Origin of the sequence: Sulfitobacter sp. BSw21498, from assembly GCF_006064855.1 — a bacterium.
Taxonomy (GTDB): Bacteria; Pseudomonadota; Alphaproteobacteria; order Rhodobacterales; family Rhodobacteraceae; genus Sulfitobacter.
Map to the genome: position 1 here is coordinate 2,992,312 of NZ_CP040753.1, position 12,675 is coordinate 3,004,986.

12 protein-coding genes are annotated in these 12,675 nt (G+C 59.2%); 9 read left to right on the forward strand and 3 right to left on the reverse strand.

The window, feature by feature from the left end; genetic code table 11:
• The first annotated feature begins 26 nt into the window (after window positions 1–26).
• Window positions 27–494 (forward strand): SRPBCC family protein, encoded by a 468-nt coding sequence (locus tag E5180_RS14400; protein WP_138924987.1) that lies wholly within the window; start codon window positions 27–29, stop codon window positions 492–494.
• A gap of 20 nt (window positions 495–514) precedes the next feature.
• On the opposite strand, the gene E5180_RS14405 is transcribed toward E5180_RS14400, so the two are convergent.
• The gene (locus E5180_RS14405) at window positions 515–1,363 is read right to left on the reverse strand and encodes a prephenate dehydratase (RefSeq protein ID WP_138924988.1); all 849 of its coding nucleotides are present in this window, start codon (window positions 1,361–1,363) and stop codon (window positions 515–517) included.
• Window positions 1,364–1,495: 132 nt separating this feature from the next.
• Here E5180_RS14405 and E5180_RS14410 point away from each other — a divergent pair, with 132 nt between their 5' ends.
• From E5180_RS14410 to E5180_RS14430, 5 genes are all read left to right on the forward strand, one after another.
• Entirely contained in the window at window positions 1,496–2,005 is a 510-nt protein-coding gene (locus tag E5180_RS14410) for a c-type cytochrome (RefSeq protein WP_138924989.1), read from the forward strand.
• A gap of 187 nt (window positions 2,006–2,192) precedes the next feature.
• A complete protein-coding gene (locus E5180_RS14415) occupies window positions 2,193–4,142 on the forward strand; it encodes an extracellular solute-binding protein (RefSeq protein WP_138924990.1) in 1,950 nt (649 codons plus the stop codon).
• Between the two features lie 9 nt (window positions 4,143–4,151).
• A complete protein-coding gene (locus E5180_RS14420) occupies window positions 4,152–5,240 on the forward strand; it encodes a microcin C ABC transporter permease YejB (RefSeq protein ID WP_093731683.1) in 1,089 nt (362 codons plus the stop codon).
• 5 nt (window positions 5,241–5,245) lie between these two features.
• The gene (locus tag E5180_RS14425; RefSeq protein ID WP_138924991.1) at window positions 5,246–6,352 is read left to right on the forward strand and encodes an ABC transporter permease; all 1,107 of its coding nucleotides are present in this window, start codon (window positions 5,246–5,248) and stop codon (window positions 6,350–6,352) included.
• On the forward strand, window positions 6,349–7,947 hold the full coding sequence (locus E5180_RS14430; RefSeq protein ID WP_138924992.1) for an ABC transporter ATP-binding protein: 1,599 nt from the start codon (window positions 6,349–6,351) through the stop codon (window positions 7,945–7,947). Before E5180_RS14425 ends, E5180_RS14430 begins: the two co-directional genes overlap by 4 nt.
• An 11-nt stretch (window positions 7,948–7,958) precedes the next feature.
• Here the strand turns inward: E5180_RS14430 and E5180_RS14435 are convergent, their stop codons facing one another.
• Entirely contained in the window at window positions 7,959–9,455 is a 1,497-nt protein-coding gene (locus E5180_RS14435) for a D-alanyl-D-alanine carboxypeptidase family protein (RefSeq protein ID WP_138924993.1), read from the reverse strand.
• A 245-nt stretch (window positions 9,456–9,700) separates the two neighbouring features.
• Window positions 9,701–10,393, reverse strand: a complete 693-nt coding sequence (locus tag E5180_RS14440) for an HAD family hydrolase (RefSeq protein WP_138924994.1) — start codon at window positions 10,391–10,393, stop codon at window positions 9,701–9,703.
• Between the two features lie 90 nt (window positions 10,394–10,483).
• Between E5180_RS14440 and clpS the strand changes: the two genes are divergently transcribed.
• From clpS to E5180_RS14455, 3 genes are read left to right on the forward strand one after another with little or no spacing between them, the layout of a single operon-like run.
• A complete protein-coding gene (clpS, locus tag E5180_RS14445) occupies window positions 10,484–10,825 on the forward strand; it encodes an ATP-dependent Clp protease adapter ClpS (RefSeq protein WP_005850026.1) in 342 nt (113 codons plus the stop codon).
• A 3-nt stretch (window positions 10,826–10,828) separates the two neighbouring features.
• Window positions 10,829–11,821: a class I SAM-dependent methyltransferase gene (locus E5180_RS14450; RefSeq protein WP_138924995.1), complete on the forward strand. Its 993-nt coding sequence runs from the start codon at window positions 10,829–10,831 to the stop codon at window positions 11,819–11,821.
• Between the two features lie 29 nt (window positions 11,822–11,850).
• On the forward strand, window positions 11,851–12,651 hold the full coding sequence (locus E5180_RS14455; RefSeq protein WP_093731689.1) for an SDR family NAD(P)-dependent oxidoreductase: 801 nt from the start codon (window positions 11,851–11,853) through the stop codon (window positions 12,649–12,651).
• The last annotated feature ends 24 nt before the right edge of the window (window positions 12,652–12,675 follow it).

Sequence of the window (12,675 nt, forward strand, 5' to 3'; positions counted from 1 at the left end):
GGTTAAGACTACGGACAAGGCAGAACATGAAATTTTCAACCAAAGAAGACATCGACGCGCCGATTGATGCGGTATTCGACATGCTGTGCGAATTTGACCAGTTCGAACGTGCCGCCATGCGCCGCGGTGCCGAGGTCCAGCGCGTGGATCAGTTGGCAGAACCGGGGGCGGGGATGCTGTGGGAAGCTGCCTTTGACATGCGCGGCAAGCGCCGCGCGCTTCAAGTCGAGATGGACCGTTTCGAACGCCCGACAGAGATGAAGCTGGAAACCCGGTCGCAGGGGCTGACCGGCGACATGAGCTTTGATCTGGTCGCCCTGTCGCGCAGCCGCACCCGCATCATGGTCGCGCTTGACCTCAAGCCGCAAAACCTGTCGGCGCGTCTTTTGGTGCAATCGTTGAAGCTGGCCAAAAACGCGCTGACCAAGAAGTTCAAGAAACGTGTTGGCGACTATGCCAAGGACATGGAAGAACGCTACCACAAACCCCGCTAGGGGGCTGTGGCGGCGGATGATTATCTGCCGTGACGGTCGGGGTGCGCGGGGTAGACGCCTAGAATTTCGATCACATTGGTGAAGTGTTCCAGCTCTTCCATCGCGCGGGCGACGGCGGGGTCTTGGGGGTGGCCTTCGATGTCAGCGTAAAACTGCGTCGCCGTGAACGACCCGCCCGCCATATAGCTTTCCAGCTTGGTCATGTTGACGCCATTCGTCGCAAATCCGCCCAAGGCCTTGTACAGCGCTGCGGGGATGTTGCGCACCTGAAACACAAAGGTGGTCAGCATATTGTCCGCGCGGCGTGTCTGGTCCAGCTCGGGCGACATCAGCAAAAAGCGCGTGGTGTTGTGGTCCAGGTCTTCGATGTCGCGGGCCAGCACCTTGAGCCCGTGAATATCCGCCGCGACCTCGCTTGCCAGAACGCCCACGTCACGTTCATCCGACACGGCAAGATCAGCCGCCGCACCCGCGCTGTCGGCTGCGGCCTCTGAGGTGATGCCATGGGCATCCAGCCAGCTGCGCGCCTGCGGGATCAACACCATATGCGCGCGCACGTGTTTGATGTCTTCGAGCTTGACGCCGTCATGGGCCATCAGGCTGATGCGTACCCGCACAAATGCCTCGCCGATGATGCGCAGCCCGCTTTGTGGCAAAAGCCGGTGAATGTCCGCGACGCGCCCGTAGGTAGAGTTCTCGACCGGCAGCATTGCCAGATCGGCACGGCCTTCGCGGACGGCGCGGATGACGCCTTCGAAGGTCATGCAAGGCACGGGGACCATGTCGGGGCGGGCCTGCAGGCAGGCTTCGTGGCTATAGGCCCCCAAAGCGCCTTGAAAAGCGATGCGCGGCGCGCTTTTATGGGTCATCAGGGGCATCCTTCTTCAGGTCGTTGCCAACTATGGCGTTTGGTCGCGGTAACTACACCTTGCCCCGACGAAGGGAAAGCAATAGATACGCCTGCAATACGATGCCCGAATACCAACGATGGACCTTCACGCATGTTCGATACAATGACCGTTACCAAAATCGCTGCCGGCCTGTTTGGCGCTTGGCTTGTCCTTCTGCTTGGCAAATTCGCGGGCGAAGAGCTTTATCATGCGAACGCGCATGGCGAACAGGGCTATGTCATTGAAGTGGCTGATGCTTCTGCTGGTGGTGCCGCCGAAGAAACAGTGGATTTCGCTGAAATCCTCGCCGCGGCTGACCCGTCCAACGGCGAAAAGGTTTTCCGCAAATGCTCCGCTTGCCACAAGGCCGAAGACGGTGCGAACGCGGTTGGCCCCTATCTTTATGGTGTCGTCGGACGTCCGGTTGATGGGGCTGATGGTTATGCATCCTATTCCGGCGCGCTTGAGAAAGCCGCGGACACATGGACACCTGAAAACCTGAACGCGTTCCTGACCAAGCCTGCGGGTTTTGCACCGGGCACCACCATGGGTTTTGCAGGTCTGCCCAAGATCGAAGACCGGGCAGATGTCATCGCCTATCTCGACAGCCTGGACAACTGATCCACCCCATATTCCGAATGCAAGGCCGCCCCCTCGTGGGCGGCCTTTTGCTGTGAAGTGCCCTGTTTTCAGTCAGGTAACATATTCGCAACTTGTAACTTGGGCGGTCGGGCCGTTAGCGTGTATCCGGCAGTCACCTGCCGCGAAGACCACCGCCTTACGCCCGTTGTTATAAAGGATACGCCCGATGCCCCGGACCCATGCCCGTGCTGACACAAAATCGCAAACCCCCCTGCTGCGCGTCGCTGGCGCGGCTTTACTTGTCTTTGGGGTGGCGATGCTGGGCGGGGCGGCTTGGGGGCAGGATGATACCGCACAAGGCAGCGGCGATATCATCACCTCGCACGGGTATTCCTTTTACGGCGATCTGAAATACCCCGCCGATTACACCCATTTCGACTATGTGAATCCCGACGCACCCAAGGGGGGCGAGATTTCAATCTCGACGCTTGGGACGTTTGATTCGATGAACCCCTATTCACGCAAGGGCCGCGGCGGCGCGCTGAGCACGGTGATGTACGAAAGCCTGTTGGGCGAGGGCGTTGGCGGAGAGACCGTGCCCGCCGATGTCTACGGCGAAGCCTATTGCCTGCTGTGCGAGAGCCTTGAATACCCCGAGAGCAAGGACTGGGTGATCTTTCACATGCGCCAGGATGCCACATTCTCGACCGGTGATCCTGTGACGGCCCATGATATCGCGTTCAGCCACAACCTGCTACTTGATCAGGGGCTGAAGTCCTATGCCGATGCGGTGCGCAAGTTGATCCCCGAGGTCGAGGTGATCGACGATTACACCATCAAGTTCTATTTTAGCCCCGGCGTGTCGCGCCGCAGCCTGATCGAACAGGTCGGCGGTGTGCCTGCTTGGTCCAAAAAATGGTACGAGGAAACCGGCGCTCGGCTGGACGAATCGCGGCTTGAAACCTCGCCCGGGTCTGGCCCGTATATGATCGACAGCATCGATGTGAACCGTCGGATCGTTTACAAGCGCAACCCCGATTACTGGGGCAAGGATTTGCCGTTCAACGTGGGCCGCAACAACTTTGACAGCATCCGCGTGGAATACTTCGGCGACGAGAATTCGGCGTTCGAGGCGTTCAAGGCGGGTGAATATACCTTCCGCACCGAGGGCAGCTCGAAACAATGGGCATCATCCTATGACTTTCCCAAAGTGACCGCAGGGCAGGTCGTGAAAGAGGATATTCCCGACGGGTCACCGCCCACGCCCTCGGGCATTGTGTTCAACCTTGGCCGCGAGGTGTTGCAAGACAAGCGCGTGCGCGAGGCCGTGGCGTTGGGGTTCAACTTTGAATGGACCAATGAATCGCTGCAATACGGACTGTTCAAACCGCGTGCATCGTTTACCCAAGATACCCCGCTGATGGCCACGGGCACGCCCCAAGGGGCCGAGCTGGCGCTGCTGGAAAGCCTTGGCGATGTCGTGCCAGAGGCGCTGCTGACGCAAGACGCCGTAGTGCCGCATACCTCTGAGGCGAGCCGCCTGTTGGACCGTCGCAACCTGCGCCGCGCGATGAAACTGCTGGACGAGGCCGGTTGGGCCGTGGGCGACGACGGCAAACGCTATAATGCGCAGGGCAAACCGCTGCAGCTGCGGTTTTTGTTGAACTCGTCCGGATCGGCCACGCTGTCGGCGGTCGTCGAAAACTTTATGTCGAATTTGCAGAACATGGGCATCAATGCCGTGCTGGAGAAAGTCGACAGCTCCCAATACACAGCACGCGAACGCGACCGCGATTATGACATGGTGTATGACAGCTATGCCGCGTTTCTGGGCACGGGCACCGGGCTGGAACAGCGCTATGGGTCAGAGGCAGCTGCCTATTCGCTGTTCAACCCTGCGGGGCTTGCCAGTCCGCTGGTCGATGCGATCGTGACCGCGTCGCTTGCCGCCGACACCAAAGAGGAAGAGGACGCCAGCCTGATGGCGCTGGATCGGGCGCTGCGGTATGAGTTTTTCATGATCCCGACCTGGTATAACGACAGCTTCTGGACGGCCTATTATGACCAGTACGACCACCCCGAAACGCAGCCGCCCTATGCTTTGGGCTATCTCGATTTCTGGTGGTACGACGCGGACAAAGCAGACGCCTTGCGCGCTGCGGGCGCACTGAGGTAAACGCCGGTCATGGGCGCATATATTCTTCGACGGCTGTTGCTGATCATTCCGACTTTGCTGGGGATCATGTTGATCAACTTTGCACTGGTGCAGTTCGTGCCCGGTGGTCCGGTTGAACAGGCGATCGCGCGTATTCAGGGCGGCGGTGACGTGTTCGAAGGGTTCTCGGGCGGGGGATCGGATGCGGGCAATGCGGTCGATACGGGCGGCAACGAGAATTACGTTGGCGCACGCGGCCTGCCGCCTGAGTTTATCGCAGAGCTTGAGAAAGAGTTCGGTTTTGACAAACCGCCGGTAGAGCGGTTCGTGAACATGCTGTGGAATTACATGCGGTTCGATTTCGGTGATAGCTATTTCCGGTCGATCAGTGTGATCGAGTTGATCAAGGAAAAGCTGCCGGTGTCGATCACGCTCGGGCTTTGGTCCACGTTGATCGCCTATCTCGTGTCGATCCCTTTGGGCATCCGCAAGGCGGTCAAGGATGGCACGGCGTTTGATACCTGGACATCCGGCGCGATTATCGCGGCCTATGCGATTCCCGGTTTTCTGTTCGCGATCCTGTTGCTGGTGCTGTTTGCCGGTGGGTCCTATTGGCAGATATTCCCGCTGCGGGGGCTGACCTCGGATAACTTTGACCAGCTGAGCCCCCTGGGCAAGGTCGCTGATTATTTCTGGCACATCACGCTGCCGGTGCTGGCCTCGACCATCTCGGCCTTTGCGACGCTGACGTTGCTGACCAAGAACAGCTTTCTCGACGAGATCAAAAAGCAATATGTCGTCACGGCACGGGCCAAAGGGCTGTCAGAACGCAAAGTGCTGTACGGCCATGTGTTCCGCAACGCGATGCTGATCGTGATCGCGGGCTTTCCGGCAGTGTTTATCGGCGTGTTCTTTGGCGGATCGCTGATCATCGAGACGATCTTTAGCCTTGATGGCTTGGGCCGTCTGGGCTTCGAAGCGGCGGTCGCACGGGATTACCCCATCGTGTTCGGGACACTGTTCATCTTTGGCCTCATCGGCTTGGTGGTCGGTATCCTGTCTGACCTGATGTATGTGGTAGTTGATCCGCGCATCGACTTTGAAAAACGCGAGGGCTGAACCCTATGGCGCTATCCCCGCTGAACCAACGCCGCTGGCGTAACTTTACCCGCAACCGTCGGGCGTATTGGAGCCTTTGGATTTTCGCGATCCTGTTCGGGATTTCGCTGTTCGCTGAATTTGTGGCCAACGACAAGCCGATCCTCGTGAACTACCGCGGCGACTATTACATGCCGATTTTCAAGTTCTATCCCGAGACGGAATTCGGCGGTGATTTCCTGACCGAAGCGGTCTACCGCGACCCCGAGGTGCAGTGTCTGATTGCGTCTGGCGGGCTGATCGACTGTCTGGACGATCCCGAGGGGATCATAGAAGACGCGCAGGATGGCGACGTCGCGGGCGAGGCGATTGCGGCGGGCTGGTCGATCTGGCCGCCCATTCCGTATAGCTTTAACACCGCCGTGGACCGGCCCGGTGCGGCCCCGCTGCCGCCCAACGGGCAGAACCTGCTGGGCACCGATGGCACCAAGCGTGACGTGCTGGCGCGGGTGATCCACGGGTTCCGTCTGTCGATTATCTTTACCTTGATCGTGACCGGTGCGGCATCGCTGATCGGGATCATCGCGGGGGCGGTGCAGGGGTTCTTTGGCGGCTGGACCGATCTGATTTTCCAGCGCGTGATCGAGATATGGACGTCGACCCCGTCGCTGTATGTGATCATCATCATGTTTGCCATTCTGGGACGCAGTTTCTGGCTGCTTGTGTTCTTGCTGGTGCTGTTCAGTTGGACGTCGCTGGTGGGTGTTGTACGTGCGGAATTCCTGCGGGCGCGTAACCTTGAATATGTGCGTGCGGCGCGCGCACTTGGAGTGGGGAATATGACGATCATGTTCCGCCACATGCTGCCCAACGCGATGGTCGCGATGCTGACGATGCTGCCGTTTATCATTACCGGCACGATCAGCACGCTCGCGATCCTTGATTTTCTGGGCTTCGGCCTGCCGTCGTCGGCACCGTCTTTGGGCGAGCTGACCTTGCAAGCCAAACAGAACCTGCAAGCGCCCTGGCTGGCGTTTACCGCGTTCTTTACCTTTGCCACCATGCTGTCGCTGCTGATCTTCATTTTCGAAGGAATCCGCGACGCCTTTGACCCGAGAAAGACGTTCTCATGACGCCTTCGACCCCGTCCGCTGCGGTGCTGCAAGTTGAAGACCTGCGCGTGTCCTTCCGTCAGGAAGGTGCGTTGACCCATGCGGTCAAGGGCGTGAGCTTTTCCGTGCAGCGCGGAGAAACCGTGGCGCTGGTGGGGGAGTCCGGTTCGGGTAAATCCGTGTCAGCCCTGAGCACGGTGTCGCTGTTGGGCGACAGCGCGGAGGTCTCGGGATCGGTGCTGTATGACGGGCAGCAGATGGTCGGCGCGAATGAAAAGCTGCTGCGCAAGGTGCGCGGCAATGACATCAGCTTTATCTTCCAAGAGCCGATGACATCGTTGAACCCGCTGCACACGATCGAGAAACAGCTGTCGGAATCACTGGCGCTGCATCAGGGCGTGGCGGGGGCGGCAGCGCGGTCGCGGATTCTAGAATTGTTGGACAAGGTCGGGATCATTGACGCCGAAAGCCGGCTGGGGGCGTACCCGCACCAGCTGTCGGGTGGGCAACGGCAACGTGTGATGATTGCGATGGCGCTGGCCAACAAGCCCGACGTGCTGATCGCGGATGAACCGACCACGGCGCTGGATGTAACCATTCAGGCGCAAATCCTTGATCTGTTGAAAGAGCTGAAAGACAGCGAGGGCATGGGCCTGTTGTTCATCACCCATGATCTGGGGATCGTGCGGCGCATTGCGGACCGCGTCTGCGTGATGAAACAGGGCGAGATCGTTGAGCACGGCCCCACGAACGAGATTTTCGAGAACCCGCAGCACCCCTATACGATCAAGCTGCTGGGGGCCGAACCATCGGGCCGCCCCGACCCTGTGCCACAAGATGCCGAAGTCATTGCCAGTACCGACCATCTGAAGGTCTGGTTCCCGATCCAGAAGGGGTTCATGCGCAAGACCGTGGATCACGTGAAGGCGGTCAACGACGCCTCTTTATCTGTGCGCGCCGGAGAGACCTTGGGCATCGTCGGCGAATCCGGTTCTGGCAAGACGACGCTGGCATTGGCCATCATGCGGCTGATCGCCTCCGAAGGGGGCATCCGCTTTATGGGGCAAGACGTGCGCAGTTGGTCCACGGGGCAATTGCGCCGGCTGCGCAAGGATATGCAGATCGTGTTTCAGGACCCGTTTGGCAGCCTGTCGCCGCGGATGACCTGTATGCAGATCATCGCCGAAGGGCTGAGCGTGCATAAGGTCGACCCGGACCGAAACCCGCGTGAGCTGGTGCATGATGTGATGATCGAGGTGGGGTTGGACCCTGCCACGATGGACCGGTATCCGCATGAATTTTCCGGCGGTCAGCGTCAACGGATCGCGATTGCGCGGGCGATGGTGCTGCGGCCCAAACTGCTGGTGCTGGACGAGCCGACCTCGGCGCTGGACATGACCGTGCAGGTGCAGATCGTGGACCTGCTACGCAATCTACAGCGCAAATACGGGCTGGCGTATCTGTTCATCAGCCACGACCTTAAGGTCGTGCGCGCGATGTCGCATAAGGTGATGGTGATGAAGCGGGGGGATGTGGTCGAATACGGCGACGTTGATACGCTTTATGACAACCCAAAGTCAGAGTATACGCGCACCTTGTTGCAGGCGACGACCTGAGCAGGCCAAGCTTAGGAGCTTGGCCCGATCATAAAGCAGTTCACATTACGTGCGACCAAGCGGCGGCAGGCCAGATCGGCTGTCTCGCGGGTCATGCCAAGGAAGTTGGCGTCGAACCCCTGTGGGCGGCGCACGACTTTGCGCAGGCTCCCGTCGAGGGTCGAAATTTCAGACAAAGCGGTCTTTAGCAGGATTTTCTCTGCGGCATAGCGGCTGGGGTAGCGACCCACATTGACGCCCCAGTGACGGCCACCAGAGGTGGAGACCCGCGTGATGACTTCGGGTGCGGGGGGCGCTTTGGGGGTGATCTGTCTGACAGCGGCTGTTTCGACCAGCGATGCGGCGGCAGAGGGGCGCAGGGTCGGACGCACAGAGACAGCGGCCAGCAGGGTTTCTGCTTCGGGTTCGGGGGCAGGGGCCTGTGCGACGACGGCTGGCGCGGTTTTCTGCGCCTCTTGCAGCGCGGCGGTGATGTCGGCATTCAGAATAGGCGAGGTCGCTTGCGGTGCTTCGGCAGTTGCGACAACGACCTGAGCCTGATGACCCGGACGCAAGGTCGGGCGTTTGGAACTGGTGACCGCGCCCACAAGACGGATGACTTTGCCAGCCCCCCCGTTGGAGGCGACAGGCGTGTCTTCGATGTCGGCATAGGCTGGTTTGGAGGGTTTGTTCAAAGGCGCGCTAGTCGGGGCGCGGCGAAAGCCCAGATCCATCAGCTCGGTTACTTTGGCGTTACGCGCACTGGTCGAGGTGCCGCCGAAAACTGTCACGATCACCCGTTCATTGCCCCGTTCGGCAGAGGCCGTGAGGTTGAAGCCCGCGGCACGGGTGTAGCCCGTTTTGATGCCGTCAGCGCCTTTGTAGGAGCCGAGAAAGCGGCGGTTGGTGTGGCTGACCTTGCGCACGCCGGCATCAGCCGTGATGCGCGAAAACAGGTTGTAGTATTCGGGGTGATCATAGAGCAGGTGGCGGCCCATGATGGTCATGTCGTGCGCGGTAGACATGTGGCCGGACTCTGTCAGGCCGTGGGCGTTCTTGAAGGTGGTGTTGGTCATGCCGAGCGCTTTGGCAGTGCGGTTCATACGGCGTGCAAAATTTGCCTCGGAGCCTTCGATTGCTTCGCCGATGGCCGTGGCGGCGTCATTGGCAGATTTGACCGCAGCCGCGCGGATCAGGTAGCGCAGGGAGATGGTTTGACCCGATTTCAGCCCTAGTTTGCTGGGCGGTTCGGACGCGGCGTGGCTGGTGATCTTGACCTTGCTGTCCAGCGAAATCTCACCACGTTTAATCGCCTCGAATGCGATATAAAGCGTCATCATTTTAGTGAGGGAGGCCGGGTGCAGACGGGTGTCGGCGTTTTGGGAATGCAGCACTTCGCCGGTACGGGCGTCGATAACATAAGCGGCATAGGGGGCCGCCATTGCGCTTAGTGGCAAGATCATCAAGATCCATATTGCCGCAAGGATGAATAGCCCAAACCGGGCTGGCTGCACACGCCGCACTCTCATAACAACTGCCTTTGCTCTGCCTAAGCCGCCGATTTTTCGACTGACCATTTTTATTAAGGTCACCGTATCATAGGTCGAAATTTCGATAAACCCGTCCAATGTGGCAGGCTCCTCAAAAGCGGCGATTTTTGGGCAGCACATGTAGCGTATGCTCAATCTTCCGCCGCTATAGAGGCGATTGCGGCAGGAATGTGGCGGGAGTTGGGCGACAACGCAGCGAAGGTGCGGCGAGAATCCAGCAAAGTTCAGGGCAGTAGCTTTGCCACCTCGGACAGTCGGGCGATCTGATGGAAGCGGGGCGAATCACTTGGCGCGGGGGCGTGCTCCAGCGCCCAGGTGATACCGTGAGGGATATAGACGCCATGGCCGCCCGCATCGATCATCGGCACCACGTCGGACTTCATCGAGTTGCCGATCATCATGCCGCGGGCCGGACCGTCCCCGTGGCTGTCAAAGATGCGCTGGTAGGTTTGCGGGGTCTTGTCCGACACAATTTCTATCGCGCTGAACATCCCGCGCAGTCCGGATTCAGCAAGCTTGCGTTCCTGATCCAGCAGGTCGCCCTTGGTCACGAGCACGAGGGTATAGGTATCTTGCAGCACCTCTAGGGTTTCACAGACATCGGGCAGCAATTCGACCGGATGCGCCAGCATATCACGGCCCGCCGCGAGTATTTGTGAAATGACATCTGCGGGCACGCGGCCTTGGGTGACCTCGATTGCGGTTTCGATCATCGACAGGGTGAACCCCTTGATACCAAAACCGTAGTGCGGAATGTTGCGGCGCTCTGCATCAAGCAGCCGGTCCATCAGGCTATCGCGGTCTGTATAATCCGCAAGAAGTTCGGCGAATTTGACCTGTGTCAAAGCAAAGAAACGTTCGTTGTGCCATAAAGTGTCATCGGCATCAAAACCGATGGTCGTTAGCGGATTACCCATCTTTGGCGCGCCCTCTTTTCTAATTCTGCTTTAGGGTTATATAGACGCCTATACGACTCACTTGAAACGACTTCTCAGGCAGGAGCAGCAATGCGCCTTGATGATCTTATGATGGCGGGCAAAGATCGGGACGACGATGAAACCGATCTGTTGACCAAGACCAAACCAAAGACCAAGCGGCCGCCTTTGTACAAGGTGATGCTGTTGAACGATGATTTCACCCCGATGGAGTTTGTGGTGATCGTTCTTGAACGCTTTTTCGGGCTGAACCACGCCCAGGCCTTCGAGATCATGTTGACCGTGCATAAAAAAGGGCTGGCGGTCGTGGGTGTGTTTAGCCACGAGATCGCCGAAACCAAGGTCGCGCAAGTGATGGATTTCGCCCGACGTCACCAGCACCCGCTGCAATGCACTATGGAAAAAGAAGAATAACACGTGATTGATGCACGCCTGCACCTGGCGCTTGACGGCGGTGGTCTTGAGTTGCCGGCTGAAGGGACGATTGCCGTCTTTCAGCCCCCCCGTGACAGTGATTTGCCCGGCCTTGATAAGGACCGCGTTCAGATCATCCATGGCTTTAAGCCTGATTACGATGCGTGGGCGGCACGAGGCTATGATGTCGTGCGCACGATCAAGGACCGCTATGCGGCCTGTATCGTGTGCTTGCCACGCGCCAAGGCCGAAGCCCGCGCTGTCATCGCCGCCGCCTGCGAGGTCTGCGACGGGATCGTTGTGATCGACGGACAAAAGACCGACGGGGCCGATAGTGTCCTGCGCGAGATGCGCGACCGCGTGACGGTGCAGGGCCCGATTTCCAAGGCACATGGCAAGATGTTCTGGATATCTGAGCCCGCGGCAGAATTTTTTGCCGACTGGCGTCGAGGCCCTGAACTGACAGAGGGCGGGTTTTGGACTGCACCGGGGGTCTTTTCTGCAGATGGCGTCGATCTGGCGTCAGCGTTGCTGGTTGATGCCTTGCCCGAAAAGCTGGGGTCCGAGGTCGCCGATCTGGGGGCCGGTTGGGGCTTTTTGTCGGCGCACGCGCTGACACGCCCGGGTATCAAAAACCTATATGTTGTCGAGGCAGGGCATCTGGCGCTTGAATGCGCGCGCCGCAATGTCACCGATGACCGCGCGTCTTTTCATTGGGAGGATGCCACCAGCTGGGAGCCGCCGCACCGGTTGGACGGCGTCATCATGAACCCGCCGTTTCACATCGGACGCGCCGCTGAACCACAAATCGGACAGGCTTTTGTTGCCACCGCAGCACGCATTCTGTCGCCCCAAGGCAAACTGTGGATGGTGGCAAACCGTCATTTGCCCTATGAGGCAGAGTTGAAAACCCGTTTCGCCCATGTCGAGGAAATCGGCGGCGATGCGCGGTTTAAACTGTTTCACGCGGCACGGCCCTTGCGCAAGCGTCGGTAGGTTGGCTGCGGCTGATTAAGGAACGAGTTATGTCATTCTCAATATCTGGCAAGAACGTCATCATCACAGGGGCCGCAAACGGCATCGGCTTGGCGATTGCACGTCAGTTTGCCGACAAAGGTGCCAATGTGATGTGCGCCGACATCGACGAGAAAGCGCTGATTGAAGAATTGGGAGATGCCAAGGACGAGGGCAACATTCGCTTTTTCGCGGGCGATTTGCGGCAACGTTTGACCATTGCGAACCTTGTATCCGCTACCATCGATGCCTTTGACGAGGTCGACGTGCTGGTGAACGCATCGCGGCAGTTTTTGCCCACGGATGCGTTGGACGGCGACGACACCAGCGTTGAAACCCTGTGGCAGGAAAACGTGATGACCGCGATGCAGCTGACACAGCAGGTCGCCAAACGCATGATCAAACAAGCCGAAGGGCAAGAGGGCGGCGCTGTTGGCAGCATCATCAACCTGAGCTCGACGACCTCGCGGCACACACGGCCCGAGCTGATGGCCTATTCCATGGCGGCAGCAGCGCTGGAACAGATGACGCGTTCAATGGCGCTGACACTGGCGCCGCACCGCATCCGCGTGAACGCCGTCGCCTTCGGGTCGGTGATGAGCGGCTCGCTAAAGGCGTCTTGCGCCGAGAACCGTGAATGGCGCGACGACATTCGCAATCACACGCCGCTGGGGCGCATCGCCTCTCCGTCGGAGTTGGCCGATACGATCCAGTATCTTGCTGCCGACAGTTCAAGCTTTCTGACCGGAGAAGTGATCGTGGTGGACGGGGGGCGGTCCTTGTTGGACGCCGTGGACGCGCCGGCACACTAAAAACGCAGCAACGAAAGGCTTTGC

What these genes read in the sequence shown, in the direction of transcription:
- E5180_RS14420 (WP_093731683.1), top strand. Translation starts at nt 4,152, where the DNA reads ATGGGCGCATATATTCTTCGACGGCTGTTGCTGATCATTCCGACTTTG.
- E5180_RS14410 (WP_138924989.1), top strand. Translation starts at nt 1,496, where the DNA reads ATGTTCGATACAATGACCGTTACCAAAATCGCTGCCGGCCTGTTTGGC.
- clpS (WP_005850026.1), top strand. Translation starts at nt 10,484, where the DNA reads ATGCGCCTTGATGATCTTATGATGGCGGGCAAAGATCGGGACGACGAT.
- E5180_RS14425 (WP_138924991.1), top strand. Translation starts at nt 5,246, where the DNA reads ATGGCGCTATCCCCGCTGAACCAACGCCGCTGGCGTAACTTTACCCGC.
- E5180_RS14435 (WP_138924993.1), bottom strand. Translation starts at nt 9,455, where the DNA reads ATGAGAGTGCGGCGTGTGCAGCCAGCCCGGTTTGGGCTATTCATCCTT.
- E5180_RS14405 (WP_138924988.1), bottom strand. Translation starts at nt 1,363, where the DNA reads ATGACCCATAAAAGCGCGCCGCGCATCGCTTTTCAAGGCGCTTTGGGG.
- E5180_RS14400 (WP_138924987.1), top strand. Translation starts at nt 27, where the DNA reads ATGAAATTTTCAACCAAAGAAGACATCGACGCGCCGATTGATGCGGTA.
- E5180_RS14455 (WP_093731689.1), top strand. Translation starts at nt 11,851, where the DNA reads ATGTCATTCTCAATATCTGGCAAGAACGTCATCATCACAGGGGCCGCA.
- E5180_RS14415 (WP_138924990.1), top strand. Translation starts at nt 2,193, where the DNA reads ATGCCCCGGACCCATGCCCGTGCTGACACAAAATCGCAAACCCCCCTG.
- E5180_RS14440 (WP_138924994.1), bottom strand. Translation starts at nt 10,393, where the DNA reads ATGGGTAATCCGCTAACGACCATCGGTTTTGATGCCGATGACACTTTA.
- E5180_RS14430 (WP_138924992.1), top strand. Translation starts at nt 6,349, where the DNA reads ATGACGCCTTCGACCCCGTCCGCTGCGGTGCTGCAAGTTGAAGACCTG.